At 72.4% G+C, this 17,325-nt stretch carries 12 protein-coding genes; 6 read left to right on the plus strand and 6 right to left on the minus strand.

The window, feature by feature from the left end; genetic code table 11:
• Positions 1-319 precede the first annotated feature (319 nt).
• Positions 320-1,435 (plus strand): serine hydrolase domain-containing protein, encoded by a 1,116-nt coding sequence (locus tag ACSMTC_RS39110; protein WP_436564519.1) that lies wholly within the window; start codon positions 320-322, stop codon positions 1,433-1,435.
• 458 nt (positions 1,436-1,893) lie between these two features.
• Here the strand turns inward: ACSMTC_RS39110 and ACSMTC_RS39115 are convergent, their stop codons facing one another.
• Together ACSMTC_RS39115 and ACSMTC_RS39120 are read right to left on the minus strand one after the other, a co-directional pair.
• Positions 1,894-2,988: a nucleotidyl transferase AbiEii/AbiGii toxin family protein gene (locus ACSMTC_RS39115; protein WP_436564520.1), complete on the minus strand. Its 1,095-nt coding sequence runs from the start codon at positions 2,986-2,988 to the stop codon at positions 1,894-1,896.
• Entirely contained in the window at positions 2,985-3,623 is a 639-nt protein-coding gene (locus tag ACSMTC_RS39120; RefSeq protein ID WP_436564521.1) for a hypothetical protein, read from the minus strand. The genes ACSMTC_RS39115 and ACSMTC_RS39120 overlap by 4 nt, the downstream gene beginning before the upstream one ends.
• 188 nt (positions 3,624-3,811) lie before the next feature.
• Between ACSMTC_RS39120 and ACSMTC_RS39125 the strand changes: the two genes are divergently transcribed.
• Positions 3,812-4,798, plus strand: coding sequence for a serine hydrolase domain-containing protein (locus ACSMTC_RS39125; RefSeq protein ID WP_436564522.1), 987 nt, complete (start codon positions 3,812-3,814; stop codon positions 4,796-4,798).
• A gap of 560 nt (positions 4,799-5,358) precedes the next feature.
• Positions 5,359-6,516 (plus strand): serine hydrolase domain-containing protein, encoded by a 1,158-nt coding sequence (locus ACSMTC_RS39130; RefSeq protein WP_436564523.1) that lies wholly within the window; start codon positions 5,359-5,361, stop codon positions 6,514-6,516.
• Positions 6,517-6,834: 318 nt separating this feature from the next.
• Here ACSMTC_RS39130 and ACSMTC_RS39135 read toward each other — a convergent pair whose 3' ends face one another.
• The gene (locus ACSMTC_RS39135) at positions 6,835-7,278 is read right to left on the minus strand and encodes a hypothetical protein (RefSeq protein ID WP_436564524.1); all 444 of its coding nucleotides are present in this window, start codon (positions 7,276-7,278) and stop codon (positions 6,835-6,837) included.
• On the opposite strand from ACSMTC_RS39135, the gene ACSMTC_RS39140 reads away from it, so the two are divergent.
• On the plus strand, positions 7,277-7,681 hold the full coding sequence (locus ACSMTC_RS39140) for a hypothetical protein (RefSeq protein ID WP_436564525.1): 405 nt from the start codon (positions 7,277-7,279) through the stop codon (positions 7,679-7,681). The genes ACSMTC_RS39135 and ACSMTC_RS39140 overlap by 2 nt on opposite strands.
• A gap of 77 nt (positions 7,682-7,758) precedes the next feature.
• On the opposite strand, the gene ACSMTC_RS39145 is transcribed toward ACSMTC_RS39140, so the two are convergent.
• The gene (locus tag ACSMTC_RS39145; RefSeq protein WP_436564526.1) at positions 7,759-8,166 is read right to left on the minus strand and encodes a hypothetical protein; all 408 of its coding nucleotides are present in this window, start codon (positions 8,164-8,166) and stop codon (positions 7,759-7,761) included.
• 502 nt (positions 8,167-8,668) lie between these two features.
• Here ACSMTC_RS39145 and ACSMTC_RS39150 point away from each other — a divergent pair.
• On the plus strand, positions 8,669-9,178 hold the full coding sequence (locus ACSMTC_RS39150) for an RICIN domain-containing protein (RefSeq protein ID WP_436564527.1): 510 nt from the start codon (positions 8,669-8,671) through the stop codon (positions 9,176-9,178).
• Positions 9,179-9,296: 118 nt separating this feature from the next.
• The gene (locus ACSMTC_RS39155) at positions 9,297-9,566 is read left to right on the plus strand and encodes a DUF2992 family protein (RefSeq protein WP_436564923.1); all 270 of its coding nucleotides are present in this window, start codon (positions 9,297-9,299) and stop codon (positions 9,564-9,566) included.
• Positions 9,567-9,859: 293 nt separating this feature from the next.
• Here the strand turns inward: ACSMTC_RS39155 and ACSMTC_RS39160 are convergent, their stop codons facing one another.
• Both ACSMTC_RS39160 and ACSMTC_RS39165 read right to left on the minus strand, forming a co-directional pair.
• Positions 9,860-10,591 carry an SDR family oxidoreductase gene (locus ACSMTC_RS39160; RefSeq protein ID WP_436564528.1) on the minus strand — a complete coding sequence of 244 codons (732 nt, stop codon included), beginning with the start codon at positions 10,589-10,591 and terminating at the stop codon, positions 9,860-9,862.
• A gap of 369 nt (positions 10,592-10,960) precedes the next feature.
• Complete coding sequence (locus ACSMTC_RS39165) at positions 10,961-17,209, minus strand: beta-ketoacyl synthase N-terminal-like domain-containing protein (protein WP_436564529.1); 6,249 nt, start codon at positions 17,207-17,209, stop codon at positions 10,961-10,963.
• Between the last annotated feature and the right edge of the window lie 116 nt (positions 17,210-17,325).

Below are 17,325 nucleotides of genomic sequence, written 5' to 3' on the forward strand. Positions count from 1 at the left end.
GAGGAGCACCCCTCCAACGACCGGCCATCGGGCGAACGGGCCGTGCACGTCCTACGGCGACACGACCGTCTGAGGTGCCCTCAGGATTTACGGGCGGGTGCAACCCGGACCCTGACCACCACGGGTCCACCGGGCCGAACTCGCGAACGCCATGGATGCCGCGCCCGGCGGGCGCCTCGCACGGCCAACCCGGCACAGCCACCGCCCTGGACGCGCTCGCCCGCTCACGCCCTCGCCGGCCGGCACGACCTCATCGCTGCCCCAGGCAGCCGGAACCTCACCGCGACAACCGCGCACACAACCTTCAAGGAGCACAGTCATGTCCCTCGCACTCACCGGGCACGATCGCCCGGAGCTGCAGAAGGCCATCGAGGAGATCGTCGATTCCGGTTTCGCCGGGGTGCAACTGCGCGTGAACGATGAGCGGGGCGAGTGGGTCGGCAGCGCCGGGGTGCGCAAGCTGGGCGAGAGCGCCAAGCCGCCGTGCAACGGGCGGTTCCGGATAGGCAGCACCACCAAGACCTTCACCGCGACCGTGGTGCTGCAACTGGTGGCCGAGGGCAGGGTCGGGCTGGACAGCCCGGCGGATGACTACCTGCCCCGGTTCGGGCTGGACCGGCGGATCACGGTGCGGATGCTGCTGCAGCACACCAGCGGGCTGTTCAACTTCACCGGCGAGTACTACGACGACGGGACGGTCGCGCCGGGGATCCCCTGGCAGGGCCAGGAGTACGTGGACAACCAGTTCCACACCTACCAGCCGGAGGAACTGGTACGGCTGGCGTTGTCCAAGCCGGCGCGGTTTGAGCCGGGGACGGACTGGAGCTACTCCAACACCAACTACGTGCTGGCCAAGTTGCTGATCGAGCAGGTCACCGGCCGCTCGTTGGCCGAGGAGATGCAGCGGCTGATCCTGCAGCCCCTGGGACTGTCGGGCACCGTGGTGCCGGGCGCCTCGCCGGAGATCCCCGAGCCGCACGCTCACGGCTACTACCGGTACGAGCACGCCGGCCAGTGGAAGGTGGTCGACGTCACCCGCTTCAACGTCTCCTGGATCTCCGCCGCCGGCGACATGATCTCGACCACCGAGGACCTCCACACGTTCTTCTCCGCGCTGATGAGCGGCAAGCTCCTGCCGGCCTCGCTGCTGGCCGAGATGCGCACGCCGCACCCCAAACTCGGCTACGGCCTGGGGCTGTTCGTGGAGGAGACGGACGGCGGCACCATCTTCAACCACAACGGCGGCTTTTTCGGGTGGGCGGCGCTGATGTACAGCACCCCCGACGGCAGGAAGACCCTGACCGCCTCGCTGACCACCGGGGACGCCGAGCTCGACTTCGCTGCCACGGCCGAGGCGTTCCAGAAGGCGCAGCACAGGCTCGTCAGGGAGGTGTTCCGCAGCGGGCAGGCCGAGCCGGCCCAGTCGGCTCAGTAGAGGGGCCGGGCAGCGCGAACCGGGCGGTGAGCTGCTCGCCTGCCCCCTGGGGGCCGGCCGGGCGTCGGGGACGATCGCCGCGATGGCCGCCCCCCGGGGTAGTGAGGTGTCAGGTCTTCGCGCGGCGGGCCTGGGGGAGGGGCACGAAACTCCGCCAGGCCCTCGGTGTGGGGCCGGCTCAGTGGCTTCTGGGTCTGCTTGATCCCGGCGGTGCCGCTGTGCGGCTGGTGGAACTGCTCGGCCGGTACCAGGACCGCCGTGCTCACCTGCTCCACCGACTCGCGCAGCGCACGGGTCAGCCGCCGTGCCCCGGTCTCGCGCCCCGGGATGGCCGACCCCTGGTGTCGCCGCTCGCCCACACCCTCCCTCTGCCTGCCTGCCGGACACTGCCCGAACCGGCCGCCGGGCGGGCTGTAGGGCCCGGTTTCACCGGGGCCGGTGGGTCGGTGGTGCTGGGGTCAACGTGTTTCGGCGTCGGCGGCTTCCGTCCGAGTCCACACCGCGTGCAGCTCCTCCCCGGAGCGGTCGGCGAAGGTGGGAGCGAGGGCGGCCAGCAGCCGTTCGGCCTGCTCCTCGGCGGTGCCGACGTGCGGGTTCTCCTTGCGGAACTCGTCCCACTCGACGGACTCCAGTGACTCCGCCATGTCCTCGGGGCTGACCGGGCGGGTGGCCCACCAGCCGTCGTCGACACCCTCGAAGACGTCGCGCAGCAGCTCGTAGCGGAGCGGCACGGACTCGGCGAGCAGCACCGCGTCGTACAGGTCCTTGCCCTGGGCGAAACCGTCGGTGACCAGCCAGAGGATCTTCCAGGCGAGCGAGAGCTCGCGGTCAGCGGTGAGCAGGTCCGTGGTGCGCGGGTCGGCGGGGCCGCCGGCGCGGGCGAGAGGGGGGACGGCGGTGCGCACGGGCGGCGCGAGAAGTGGCTCGGTGAAGACGAAGTCGAGCTGCACGGTGCCGCCGGGGGTGCCGTCGGCCGTCCAGGGCAGGACCAGGCGGCGGCCGGGGACGCGGTCGTACGTCCAGATCTCGTCGTGGACGGCGCCCGCGGCGTGCAGCCGGACGCCCGAAGGTGACGGGTCGTCCGCGCCGAGCCGTTCAGCGGCCTCGGCGAGGCCGCCGAGCATCGCGTCCGTGCGCGGGTCCGCCAGTTCCCAGTCGGCGGGGATGACGACGAAGTCGAGATCGCCGGGCTCGCGGGCGGCCTTGCCGTACCAGGCGGTGAGCAGCACCGAGCCGCGCAGCACCAGGTGGTCGGCCCAGGGCGAGGCGGCGACGGCGGCGAGCGCGGTGTCCAGCGCCTTGCGGCGCGCGTCGTACCAGCGGGCGCCGACGGCCGGGTCGTCGAACGCGGGGTCGCCGGCGCGCATCGCTTTCACGTAGCCGAGCAGCGACGGGTCGAACACTGCACGCTGCACGGCCCGTTCGTCGGCCACCGGGTAGAGCGAGCGGGGGAGGTCGAGGTTTCTGCGTTCCTCGTCGGTCGGCCGGCGGTCCGGCACGCGCAGGGCGGCATCCCACGGTCCGTAGCCCAGGGTGTTCCAGTTGCCGGTCATCGGTGCGGCCTTTCGTCGAGCCAGCCGGCGTCGAGCTCCTCGGCGGTGTCGAGCACCGCGAACTCCCGCTCGACGGACTGGATGTGGTGGGCGGACAGATCATCCAGCAGGCGGGCGAGGCGATGGCCGGCGGTGACCGAGCCGACCAGGCGGCAGCGCTGGGTGACGAAGTGTTCGCGGCAGCCGTCGGGCCGGACCCGGCGGGCGTTGCGCGAGAGGTGGGCGTCGTGTCGTTCGGCGACGGCGGCCAGCTCGGCGGCGGGCTCGCCGTCGAGCAGCAGTTTCACGTGGTGCTCGAAGTAGTACGAGGGGCCGAGGGCTTGCGCCTCGTCGTCGGTGGCGGGCACCCCGTCCGTCCACGGCGCGGCCTCGATCTTGGTGCGGAGCACGTCGAAGCCGGCCGCGCCCGCGGTGGCGGCCGTCCGCCCCGCGAGGGCGGCGGCCTCGGCGAGCGTGCCCGCGGCGGCGAGGGTGAGCATCGGCTGCCGCGGGACGGCCCCGCGGGACAGCTCGATGTCGACGACCTTCAGGCCGCGCGCGGCGGCCCAGGCGCCGAGCTCGGCGGCCTTGCGTGGCGCGACGGTCAGGTGGATCTCGAAGTCGCCTCGGAAAGCGGGCGGATGGGTGACGTGCACCGGGGCATGATGTCAGGCGGTGCCGACAACCCGGTCCGCGGTGCCGGTTCCACCGCCGCCACAACACCCCGTCGACCACCTGCCGGTTTGTTGGGGTGGCTCAGCTCCTCCTCCGGGATGACGGCGGCGAGGCGCGAATCGTCGTCATGGGCGAGGAAGATCCGAACGTCCCCACCGACGATGGGATCGTGGCAGATCATGCGGACCTCGCCCGGCGGACCGCCGAGGAGCTGGCCCTGCGCGGTGGCGCGGCGGCCGTCGCGGTGGTGACGGCCGATCGGATCGAGTCGGCTGCCGCGGGCGGCGCCGGGCCCGCGACGGTGTTCGAGATCGGTTCGGTGACCAAGGTGTTCACCGCCCTTGCCCTGGCCCGTCTGGTGGTGTCCGGCACCGTGGCCCTGGACGAGCCGTTGGCCGACGTGCTGGGCGCCGCCGTGCCCGCCCGCGGCCGAGCGTTGATCACACTCCGGCAGCTGGCCATGCACACCTCGGGCCTGCCGCGGCTGCCGCGAGGAATGCTGTGGACTTCGCTTCTGCGTGGCGCCACGGACGACCCCTATGCCCGGTGCACTGCCGACCGGCTGCTCGCGCGTCTGCCCCGCACCCGGCTCTCCGCCGCTCCCGGCCAACGGTTCCGCTACTCCAACCTGGGCGCGGGGCTGCTCGGCCTGGCCCTGGCCCGCCGGTCTTCGACCGACTACGCGACCCTGGTGGATCGCCAACTCGTCCGGCCTCTCGGGCTGACCCGCACCGGCCCGGACGTCCCCGGCCTGGCCCAGGGCCACGACCGACACGGGCGGCCCGCCCCGCCGTGGAACCTGGCCGACCTGGCCGGTGCCGGCGGCCTGAGGGCCACCGCCACCGATCTCGCCCGATTCGTGCGCGCCCACCTCCGCCCGGACACCACTGACCTGGCAGCGGCGATCCGGCTCGCCCGCTGCGAGGAACGGCATGTCGCCGAAGGGCGTTGGGTCCACCTGGGGTGGTTCGAGCAGCGGCACCCGGACCCGTCGAGGCCGGCCAGGTTCTGGCACAACGGCGGCACCGGCGGATCCGCCTCCTTCGTTGCGTTCACCCCCGATCTGGGCGTAGGAGTCGTCGTCCTCTCGGCGATCGCATGCTCCGTCGACGGCCCGGCCCTGGAGCTTCTGCGCAGCGCTGAGATTTCGAGCTGACCGCGCCGATCGGGGACCGCTCCCGATCGGCGCGTCGCAAGGGGGGAGCCCGGCGGCGAAGCGGTCGTCCGGCGCCGGACGGCTCGGGCCCGACGGTCCGTCCGCTACGGACGTGCTACCCGGCGGCCGGGGGCGCGCTACCGCCGGCGCGCCCGTTCCACCCCCGCGGGCCGGCCGACCACGTCTACTGGTGGGCGGTTGCCCTGGCTCCCGGCCAGGTGGCAGATCCGGCGGAGCGGGAGCGGGAGCGGGAGCGGGTGCCGGTGCGGCTGCTCGGCTACCAGGTCCAGGTCCTCACCGGCCGCCCGGGCCTGGCGGGCCGTCCCCGACCTGAGGCCTACCTCTTCAGGGGGAGAAGCCGTGGCAGGGATCGGGTGCGGACGGTACCTGGGGCGGAGGACTGATTCCGGAGCGAGCTGACAGGGTGTCATGCGGTGGGGCGGACGCCGACAGGGCGCCGCCCGTTCGGAAGGGCGGGGCACATGACGGGGAACAGCGGAATTCGGTCGGACCGCGGCACGCCGGGAACGCGCCAGCGCCGCCAGCGGCTCCGAGCGGCCGTGACGGCGCTCGTGGGTGCGGGCCTGCTGGCCACCGCGGCACCGGCGGCGACGGCGCAGGGCACCCCGGTGGACGGCGGCCCGAGCCCGACGGCCGGGAGCAGCGCCTCCCGGGTGGATCGGGGTTCCCTGAACGCCGCGGTGGCCGCCATGGTGAAGCAGGGCGGTGCCTCGGCCGCGCTGGGCGCCGTCCGGGAGGGCTCCCGCCTGACCTGGAAGGGCGCGGCCGGTACCTCCGAGGTCGCCACCGGCGCGCCGGTCGACGAGAACGGCCGCTTCCGCATCGGCAGCGTCACCAAGGCCTTCGTGTCCACGGTGGTCCTCCAACTCGTCGGTGAGCACCGGCTGGGCCTGGATGATCCGATCGAGCGCTTCCTGCCGGGCGAGGTGCCGAACGGGGCCGCCGTCACGGTGCGCCAACTGCTCAACCACACCAGTGGTCTGCCCAACCACACCAATGACCCGGCCTTCGACTTCACCAAGCCGGACTGGGTGGAGAGCGGCAGGTGGAAGGACTACCGGGCCCAGGATCTGATCGACATCGCCAACAGGCTCCCGCCGCCAGCCGCTCCCGGCACCGCCTGGAACTACTCCAACACCAACTACGTCCTGGCCGGGATGATCATCGAGAAGGTGACCGGGCACACCTGGAACGAGGAGGTGGACCGCAGGATCGTCCGCCCGCTCGGTCTGACCCACACCTCCATGCCCGTCAGCTCGCCGTTCATCCCCGGCCCGCACGCCCACGGCTACCTCCAGCTGCCCACCGGGCCGGCCGACGTCACCCTCGAGAACCCGACCTGGGCCGGCCCTGCCGGGAGCGGTATCTCCACCGCCGCCGACCTCGACCGGTTTATCGCCGCCCTGCTCGGCGGCAAGCTGCTCCGCCCAGCCGAACTCGCCGAGATGCAGCACACCACCGGCCTGGGCGACGGCAAGGACTACGGCCTCGGCCTCCAGCGGTACGACACGCCGTGCGGGCTGTACTGGGGCCTCACCGGCGGCATCCCCGGCTACAGCACCGGCATGTTCGGCGCGGCGGACGGGCAGCGCCAGTTCGCCGCGTCGGTGAACTTCTACGACCTGTCCGACCTCGCGGCCAGCGGAAAGGCGTGGCAGGACCTCGTCGACGCCGGGACCTGCGCCGGCCGGGGGTGAGCGACCGGCAGTCTCACCCGTAGGCCCTTGTCTGACTATTCCCGACGGGCGCGAATAGTCGGACAAGCCCCAGGACAGGCGCTGTCCCAGCCTCGCCCCAGCCCGGCCGGTATGTCTGGTATACCGGGACGATCCCAGCCCATTTCCCCAGGTGGCAGTGTTCCGACCCGGACCTGGGACAGAACTGGGACAACCCACCGCAGCTCGGCCACCTTGATGCCCGTCCCGGGTGCCGGGACGGGCGACCCGTCTCGATCAACCCTGACCGATCTCAACGAAGTTTGACCGTACGACGGTTCGTGTCTGTCGATCGGGGGTTCACCGGTACGGCCGCTGGTCGTCGCGGTAAGCGGTGATGCCGCCTTCAAGCCGCCAGGAGCGACTGTGCCGGGACAGGGTCCAGGCTTCCGGCGCGTGCCGGGCGGCACTGATCCAGGCCGCAAGCTCGGGAAGGGCGATCTGCCGCAGGGCGTGCCGAGCCGCGGCCCGTTCGGTGGCCGGGAGCGGGGCAACACGAACCCGCACCGTGGACCACCATCCGGGATGGATGCCGCCGCCGTAGTTGGAGGAGATGGGTGGCACCCACTCAACGTGCAACGCAGTCCCGTCCCCCCAGAGGCGGTCGCCGAAATCCAGGTCGACGGTATCCGTCTCCTGCGCGCCGAGGACGGTGCGGATGTCCGTTGGAGTGAGCGGCCACGACAGATCGCGCGGCAGACGGCGGTTACGGGCTGGCATGCGCCTGAGGATGGCAGATGCCATGGCGGAAGCGCATGCACGTTTCGACCTGGCGGTGACCACGCAGGCCGTGCGGATCGCCGACCTGGTCGCCGCCGAGAAGGCGGGCGAGCCGGTCACCGTGTACGCCACCTACGCGAGCCTGGAGCGCATCGTCCAGGGGTGCTGCCTGCCCGACCAGGCGGGAGCTGGTGGTCGCGCTGGTGTCCGCTCCGGACGATCCGTGGTGGGAGGTCCGGGTGTTCCATGCGAAGCTCTACCCGGCGAAGGACCGGAAGGCGTGACCTGCTGGTGGGTGGGGGAATCCAGGGGGCCTGGTCGGCTGTCCCGGGTCCGGTCGGCGGTGGTGCCGGCCAGGCTCGTCCTGGTGTCGTTGTCGCCGCCGCTGGCCGTGCCGTCCTGGAGGTGGTTCCGGGCGCTGCTGTAGGTGCGGAGGCGGTGGCCGTCAGAGGTGTGGGGCAGGCGGATGCGGTGGGCGGGTCCGGCGGGCGGGGGTCGGCTCTCCTACCCGTTGCCGATGGTGAGTTGGGCGATGGTCCCGAGTACCTCGGTGTCGTCCACGTCGAGCAGCGAGGCGCGGACGGACGTCGGGTCGCCCGCGGCATAGCCGTTCTGGTTCAGGGTCGCGACCGGGACGATTGACTTCACGGTCGTGCCCGTGCAGTTCGGGGTGAACCGGGAGGTGCCGAGGGCACCGGAGTGCTGGTCCTCGGCGATCACGGTCGCGGACCTGACGAAGCCACCGGCGTCGCAGGAGTACTCGATGGTGACGTTCACCGTCGTCGAGGCGCCGCCGGAGACGGTCGCGCCGTCGATCCGCACCCCGGTGCCGGCGTGCGCCGGAGCTGCGCCGAGCAGCATTCCCACGGCCAGTGCGGGGGCGCCGAGCCAGGTCACGATCCTGCTGTTCATGAGGGCCCTTCAGTTGTCGGTTACCGGTCATGCTACGAACGGCGGTGCGCACCGGCCAGGTCCAGCGATGAAGGTTGGACCGGCGTTCATCGGGACGCCAACCGTCGACGGCTTCCGGGAACCAGGGATCAGCCGCCCGCACCCTGCACTGCCCGGCGGCCCGAGCCGTCCCGGCCTGCGGCACTCAGCGGCCGCGCGGGCCGCGTCGGGCCGCTCGCAAGCGCTGGTGGCGGCGTCGGTCCCGCCACCACTGCAACCGGTCGTGTGAGGTCTGGGGGAAGACGGTGTTGAGCACGGCCCAGGCGGCGGCCGACGCGGGTACGCCACACTGCCCGGCACGACCGGGACGACGAAGACCGCGCCCCATCCGCCGGGCATCGGCGATGGCTGACCCCGGGCGTGCGGGGCACCGCTGCGGCCGGCACGTCGGGCGGCCGGGCCCATCGTTTGTGGCAGAGTGTCAGTTCGCATTCGAGCGAATGCCCATGACCGGGGAGTAGACATGCGAAAGACCCTCAGCTTCGGACGGACCGCCAGGACCGCGGGCGCCCTGCTCGCGCTGGTGATCTCGTCGACGGTGGCGACGGAGCAGAGCGCCGCTGCCGCAACGCCGGCCTTGCAGAACCGGCAGTCGGGGCTCTGCCTCGGGATATCCGGGGGCGGCAGCGCGAACGGGACGCCGGCCATCCAGTGGGAGTGCAACCACAATTCCGACCAGGCATGGTCGTTCGTGAAGTCCGGTGACGGCGTCGAGCTCGTCAACGATTACGGGATGTGCCTGGAGGCGCCCGGCTGGACCACCGCTGCGGGGGCCCAGCTCGGGCAGTGGACCTGCCACGGTGGTGCGAACCAGATCTGGTACTGGAGCGGCAGTGACACCGGGCCGATCCACCTGATCAACAAGAACTCGAACATGTGCATAAGCAACCGGGGCGGCAGCATGTCCTGGGGCACGCCGATCATCCAGTGGCCGTGCAACACCGCCGCCGACCAGCTCTGGGACACCCTCTGAGTACCGCGACGGGCTGACCCGACCGCCACCGCGGCACCTCCGGCCACGGTACGGGGACCCGGAATCAAGCGACGTACGACGAAGGCGGCGAGCGCGGCCGGGCCTTGCTGGAAGCGGTCTGCCCGGGACGTCCGGGGTCTGGCCGCAGCCGCCGCCCGAACGGCGGGCGCGGCGGCAGCCGGTGAACCCCAAGCGGCTCGCCCGGCAGGCCGCGAAGGAGCGGACGGCCCGGCCGCTGAGCACCGCCGCTGAGGCGGCTCTGGCCCGGGCCCACGAGGAGGCCGGCCACCTCAACCGCGCGGCGGCCAAGCGCCAAGCCGCCGAAGCCGCACGCGAGCGGCGGGCGTCGGCCCGGCGGCAGGCCGAAGAACGGCACCGCGGCCGATAGCACCTTGCCCCTCTTTCACAGTGGTCTTTCACAGTGGCGGCCTGCCCCCGAGCCGACGGTGGCGGGCCGCCGTACGGACCGGGAGCGCTATGCCCTGACGCGATCGGAGTCCCCGGCCTGGTCGAGGTGGTGGGCGAGCACGGCGGCTGCGTCCCCGGCGTCCGACCGGGTTGGCGGCGTGCCGGAGCCTGTCGTGCACGCCGAGGCGTGGCAGGTCGGCGCGACGCTGCACGCCGCCCTCGCCCAGCACCCCAACCGCCCCCGACTTGACGGCTGCGCTGGAGGGGGCTGGTTCAGGAGAGCCAGTCGGCGTAGTGGGTGGGGGCGATGCGGGCATCGTTCGGGGCGGTGAGGACGTCGCCGTGGGCGGCGGCGAACATGCCGGCCGTGTCATCGGTGACGACACGGCGCCCGTCGCCCTTGGCGGTCACGGTGAGCCGGCCGAGTTCGTCGAGGGGGTAAACGTCGGGACCCGCGATGTTGACGATGCCGTTCAGGGGGCTGCCTGCGGCGACTTCGGCGACCACGTCGGAGACATCCGCGGCGGCGATCGGCTGGATCGGTGTGCGCGGCAGGCAGATGGTGTCGCCGTCGGTGGTCATGGCCAGGGTCGCGTTCATGAACTCCATGAACTGCGTGGCACGGACGATGGAATACGGGATCGGTCCGGCCTTGAGGATCTCCTCCTGAAGCACCTTCGCGCGGTAGTAGTCCAGATCGGGCACCTGGTCCACGCCGACGATCGAGAGGATGACGAAGTGCCCGACCCCGCCTTGCCGGCTCGCGGCGAGAAGGTTGTCCATCGAGGTCCGGAAGAAGGCGAGCGAGGCGTCGTCGAAGGTCGGGGAATTCGTCAGGTTGACGACGACGTCGGCGCCTGCCACGGCCGCCTCCAGCCCCTGGCCCGTGATGATGTCCACGCCCGTGGACAGGGAGTGCGGTACGGCCTGGTGCCCGGCGGCGTTCAGGTTCTCCACGACCCGTGACCCGATCAGCCCGGTTCCGCCGATGACTGCGAACTTCATGGCATGCGCCTTCTTTCGATGACTGATGTCCGATATGTGCCCTGTGTAGTGCTAACCCTCGACGAACGTGACCGTCTCGGCGAGCGGTGCCCGGCCCGTACGGGCGTAACCCACCGTGACGTCCTCGAAACCGATCGACATACCGCAGAAGGAGATGAACTCGCCCGGGGCGACGCGACGTCGACCCCGCCACGCTGCGCCAGGTCATGGGCCGGCTGGTGCGCACCCGGCTCTCGCGCCGCGCGGCACCGAGCGGGCCCCGCCCGCACCTGGGTATGCCGCAGCCAGTTCTGACGGACCGCTCGGGCCCCAGGGCCTGCAGCCCTTCCGCCGCGCCCGGTCAGGCGGCGGGTGTCGAACTCCGGGGCTTCACGCCAACGGTCGTCCCGGCTGGGGCGAGACTGTCCGGGAGAGCCACAGGCGGATTGCTTCCGCTGTCGTGGCCACGTGCTCCTCGAGGACTGAGTGGTGGTCACCTGGCACTTCGCCGGCTCGCAGGTGCAGTGTCGGAACGGTCGTCTCTCCCTGCCAGTCCAGGAAGATGCGCGTGTACGCGCCCATCGCCGCGAGAGCGGGCTCGTCGAGCCTGATCGCGCCGCGGACCGGCAGTTCGGCGAGCCACTCCTCGTCCCGGAGCGGGTGGGTGTCCACCAGCACCACCGCCTCGGCGTCGACCCGTTCCGCGACGGCCTGCGCGACCAGGCCGCCGGTGGAGCGGCCCAGCAGTACCACCGGTCGGTCGAGCTGCCCGATCGAGGCGGCGTGGGCTTGGACGAGGGCCTCCATGTCCTGCGGCACGGGGCCGCCCTCGTATCCCGGGTGGGGGAGCACCCACAGGCCCGGCAGGTGCCGGGCCAGCGGGCCGTACTCCCCGGGGGGTGAGCCGAAGGCGGGGAAACAGACGATCGCCGGGCCTTCACCATCGCTGAGCCTGCGTGGGGTGGCGGAGGGGAGCGTCGCCGCCGACGGCAGCGCCCATGACGCGGAGACGAGCAGGTGCATGGCCTCCCGGGGCCGGCCCAGCTCGCACAGCTTGCGATAGAGGAAGGTGAGCGACCCCGGGGGCGGCGGCGGGCGCAACTGGTCGGCCAGGGCCCTGGGCGTGGCGGATTCGAGCACCACCGTGGCGGGGAGGCGCAGCCCGGTCCGTCCCTCCAGCCGGTTGCGCAGCTCGATCGAGGTCAGCGAGTCGAAACCGAGGTCGGGCATCGGGGTGTCCGGGTGCACGTCCGGGTAGCTCAGCACGGCGGCGACCTCCGCGCACACCATCTCCAGCACGTTGGTCGGGGGGAGCGGTTCCGGCGTGCTCCGGACCTTCGGCCGGGACGCGCGGTCGAACGCGATCGGCACCAGAACCGGCTCGTCGGTGCCCAGCGCGGCCTCCAGGAGTGCCACGCCCTCGGCGGGCGTGAGGGGCAGCAGGCCGGGATCAGCGGTCCGGTCGGCCATCATCCCGACCGTCCACGGGCCCCAGGCCAGGGAGAGGGCGGGCAGCCCCAGCCGCCGCCGGTGGCGCGCGAGCTCGTCCAGGTAACTGTTGGCCGCCGCGTAGTTGGCCTGTCCGGGGTGACCGAGTACACCGGCCGCCGAGGAGAACAGCACGAAGGCGTCCAGTTCCCGGTGCGCAGTCAACTCGTGCAGGTACCAGGCCGCTTCGGCCTTGGGGCGCCACACCGTCGCCAGGCGCGCCGGGGTCATCGAGGCCAGGATTCCGTCGTCGAGCACCCCGGCGGTGTGCACGACGGCCCGTAGGTCCTCGATCGAGTCGACCAGCGCGGCCAGTGCCTCCCGGTCGGTGACGTCGAGCCGCGTCTCGCCGGTGCGGCTGGCGACCACGACGCGTACGCCCAGCCCCCGCAGATGGTCGGCCACTGCCCGGCCCAGCGCGCCGCCACCGGTGACCAGGACGGTCCCGCGCCAGCTGAAGGCGCCGCCCGGCACCGGGACCAGGTTCGCGCGCTCGGACACGATCTCCGTCCGCCCGTCGCGGAGTTCGGCCAGGGTGAACCGGCCGGGGTGCTCCTTCTGCGCGACCCGGACCAGGCCGGCCACCGCCGCTCCGGCGAGGTCTCCCGGCCGCACCAGAACGGTCAGGTGCTCGTGAGCGGCCTGCAACTCCCGCAGCGCGAGCGCCAGGGCGTCGGGCGCGTCCCCTGCAGGCACCTCGAGGAGCTTTCCCTGTGGCGGTCCCGTAACCCGGTGCCACTCCGGGCGGAACAAGGTGCCCCGGCCGGTTCCGGTCAGCGCACGCGCGGTGAGTGATTCGACGTACGCCACCGGCCGGCCCGTCTGGTCGGTGACGTCGATCCGCCCCGCACGGATGCGGACGCGCAACGCCGTGGCGCCTCGCGCCAGCAGGTGCACGCCGCGCAGGGCGAACGGCACTCCGTCGCTGAGCAGCCGTGCCGGGTGCAACGCCGCGTCGAACAGGGCGGGGTGCAGCGCGAACCGCCCCGCGTCCGGGAACTCCCCGCGCACCTCGCCGAAGAGTTCGTCGCCGCGGCGCCACATCCTACTCAGCCCGCGGAACGCGGGTCCGTAGTCGGCGTGCTCGACTTCGAGCTCCTCGGCGTCCGGCGGGGGCCACTCGCCGATCTCCACCTGCGGCGCGGGCCGGGAGTCCAGCCGGCCGCTGGCACAGCAGACCCCGTTCGCGTGCACCTCGAACGGCCGCGCGCCGTCGGACTCCGGTCGCACCACGATCTCGGCCCGCCGGGTTTCCGGCAGGCGGATCGCCGTGTGCAGGACCAGTTCGTCGACGCTGTTGCAGCCGGCGCGTTCCCCGGCGTACAGCACCAGCTCCAGGATCGCCGTGGCGGGCACGATCGCCGCTGCGCCGACGACGTGGTCCAGAAGCCACACCGGACTGAGGTCGGCGACGCACACCACTTCACCGGAACCGGGCACGATCACGGTCGACTCGACCAACGGGTGCTCGGCTGCGCGGTCGAGCCAGTAGCGCTGGCGGTGGAAGGTGCGGGTGCCCCGCAGCCGGGCCACCGCCTGCTCGGGGTCGGTGGTGGGGATGACGCCCTCGACGAGCGCGGCCAGCGTGTCGCCCGGGCCCAGTTCGACCAGGGCGGCGCCGTCGACCATGGCCACGTGGTCGGCGAAGCGGACCGTCTCGCGCACGTGCCGCACCCAGTAGTCGGGATCGTCCGGGCGGGCGCCGATGATCGGAATAACCGGCGGACGGTACGTCAGGCTCCGTGCCACCTCGGCGAACTCGGCCAGGATGGGGTCCATGAGCGGGGAGTGGAAGGCGTGGCTGACGGTGAGCCGCGTCACCTGCTCGAACCCTGCGGTGACGGCCAGCACGTCCTCCTCCGGGCCGGACACGACGACCGAGTCCGGTCCGTTGACGGCCGCGATCGCGGTGCGCGGAGTGAGCCGGATCTCGCTCTCGGCGGCCCGGACGGCGACCATGGCGCCGCCCGCAGGCAGTTCGCGCATCAGCCGCCCTCGGGCAGTGATCAGTCTCGCCGCGTCGGGCAGCGACAGGACGCCCGCCACGTGAGCCGCCGCGATCTGCCCGGCGGAGTGCCCGATCAGCGCGTCCGGCCGGTGTCCCCAGGACTCCAACAAGCGGAACAGCGCCACCTCGTAGGCGAACAGGGCCGCCTGGGCGAAGTCCGTCCGGTGGACCAGGTCGGTGCCGATCGCCTCTCGTAGCTCCGGATCCAGCTGGGCGCACGCATGCTCGAACGCCGCGGCGAACACCGGATACCTGGCGGCCAGGTCCCTTCCCATGCCGCGCCGCTGCGCCCCCTGCCCCGGGAAGAGGAACGCCACCCGCAGCTGCTCGTACTCCTCGACGATCACGTGCGCGTTGGTGCCCGAGATCCCGAAAGCCGACACCCCGGCACGGCGCGGACGGTCCTGCGCCGGCCAGGGTGTTGGCTCGGTGACCAGGCGGAGCGCACCGGCGGCCCAGTCGACGTGCGGGGTGGGCTCGTCGATGTGCAGCGTGGCGGGAACGGTGCGGTGCCGCATCGCCATCACGGTCTTGATCACGCCCGCGACCCCGGCCGCTGCCTGGGTGTGCCCGAGGTTGGACTTGACGGTACCGACCAGGACCGGAGTCGACCGGTTCTGGCCGTAGGTGGCGAGCAGCGCGGCCGCCTCGATCGGGTCGCCCAGGGCGGTGCCGGTTCCGTGGGCCTCGACCACGTCCACCTCGGCGCCGGTCAGCCCGGCGTCGGCCAGTGCCTGCTGGATCACGGCCGCCTGGGCGGGTCCGCTGGGCGCCGTGAGGCCGTTCGACGCCCCGTCCTGGTTGACCGCCGAGCCTCGCAGCAGGGCCAGGATCGGGTGACCGTTGCGCACCGCGTCGGCCACCCGCTCGAGGACCAGCAGCCCCACTCCCTCCGACCAGGCCGTGCCGTCGGCAGCCGCGGAGAACGGCTTCACCCGTCCGTCCGGGGCGAGGCCGCGCTGCCGGCTGAACACCACGAAGCTGTCCGGCGTGGCCATGACGGTCGCACCGCCGGCCAGGGCCAGGTCGCACTGGCCGGCCCGGAGGGAGTCCGCGGCGAGGTGCATGGTGACCAGCGACGAGGAGCAGGCCGTGTCCAAAGTGAGCGCCGGCCCGTGCAGACCGAGGCTGTAGGCGATCCGCCCGGAGGCCACGCTCCCCGCCGCACCCAACGCGATCTGGGACTCCAGCTGGTGCGCGGCGCCCCGGAAGCGACCGGCGTAGTCGTTGTACATCAGGCCGACGAACACACCGGTGTTGCTGCCCCGCACCGACTCGGGCGCGATGCCCGCCCGCTCGAGCGCCTCCCAGGCCGTCTCCAGCAGCAGTCGCTGCTGCGGGTCGGTGGCCAGGGCCTCGCGCGGCGACATGCGGAAGAACCCGGCGTCGAAGTCGGCCGCGTCGGTCAGGAAGCCGCCACGAGTGACGTAGCTGGTGCCCACGTGGTCAGGGTCCGGGTCGAACAACTCGTCCAACGGCCAGCCCCGGTCCGTGGGGAATTCCGTGATCGTGTCCTGCCCGGCGGCAACCACCCGCCAGAGGTCCTCGGGGCAGCTGATCCCACCGGGATAGCGGCAGGCCATGCCCACGATCGCGATCGGTTCGGTGGCCTCGCGGGCGGGCGGCGGCGGGCTTGCGGCCCCGCCGGCGAGGTGGTCGGCCACCGCGCGGGGCGTGGGGTGGTCGAAGACCAGCGAGGGCGGCAGGGCGACACCCAGCTCCGTGCCCAGCCGGTCGCGCAGTCGCACTGCGCCGAGCGAGTCCAGACCGGCTTCGACGAACGGCTGGTCCGCCCCGGGCGCCAGGCCGGTGATCCCCGCGGTCTCCCGCCGGACCACATCGAGCAGGTACTGGAACCGGAGCCGTTTCCGCGCCGGCTTGCCCGAGGAGGTCTGCGGAATCCGGCTGATCGGGCGGATCCCGTCCGGTACCCGATGCGGTGGCAGCTGGCGGCGGGAGTGGGCGAGCAACGTCGCCGGATCCACGTCGCCCACGACGTAGGCGACCGGCACCTCACCGAGCACCGCGTCGGGCTCACCCGCCACGACCACGTCCTGGACGCCCGGGCAGCGGGCCAGCACCCGCTCGATCTCGACCGGGTGGATGTTCTCCCCACCCCGGATGATCATTTCACTGGCCCGCCCGGTCACCACCAGCCGGCCGCTCTCCTCGCGGCCGAGGTCTCCGGTGGCGTGCCACCGACCGGCACCGGGCATCCTCAGGTGGATCTCACCGTTCACCAGCCGGGTTTCGATTCCGGGCAGCACGACGCCGTCGATGGCGATCTTTCCGGACGCTTCCGTACTGCCGTAGCCGTCGTGCAGTTCACGGTCGAACGTGCCGCGGAACCGGGCCCGCAGCTCTTGCGGCAGCAGGGCCCCGGCCGACAGACACCGCAACGGCAGCGTGGCCTCGACGTCCAGGAGCTGGGTGAAGACCGTCGGCACGCCACCCAGCGCCGTGAACGGTACCCGGCGAAGCAGGGCGGCAGCCCGGTCCGGCGTGAAACGGTCCATCACGTAGGCGCTCGCGCCCAGAGTCAGGACGCCCACCACGCACATCGAATGCCCGAAGGCGTGGAACAGCGGCAGCGGCCAGAGCAGGTGGTCGTCGCCGGACATGCCCAGCAGTCCCCGGTAGGCGTGCTCCGCCGACCGGAGCCAGGCCCCCTGCGTCGACAGCACGCCCTTCGGGTCCCCGCTGGTCCCGGACGTGTAGTGGAGCCAGGCGGGCTCGTCCGGCCCGAGGTCGTCACGTGGCGGCGTACCGGTGGGCGCGAGCAGGTCGTCAACGGTCACCACACCGACCCCGGCCACCCGCCGGACCTGCGCCAGGTGTTCACGGTCGGTGACCACCAACCCGGCACCGCTGTCCGCCAGCCGGAACCGGAGCTCGTCGTCGCCGCTTCGCGGGTCGAGCAGGACTCCCACCGCGGCGGCACGGCAGACGCCGAGCGTGGCCGTGACAGCGGGCACCCCGTTGCCCAGGTACAGCGCCACCCGGCTTCCGCGATCGACCTGGAGGTTGCCGGCCACCCGGGCAGTACGGCGAGCGAGATCGCGGTAGCTCACCGCGTCATCGGCGTCGGCAAAGGCGATTTTGTCTTTGAGATCCGTCGCGTGATGGAGGATCAGCTCATGCACCGTGCACCTCTGCAATCGGTCACGACGGTCAACTGAAGGCGGGTATCAGGGTTTTGAACCGGGCCGGACCGCGGATGAACGACCTCAATGAGCCCACGGCGCTCCGCCGACGGCAC

This window comes from Kitasatospora sp. HPM-01-4 (assembly GCF_051374625.1).
Taxonomy (GTDB): domain Bacteria; phylum Actinomycetota; class Actinomycetes; order Streptomycetales; family Streptomycetaceae; genus Kitasatospora.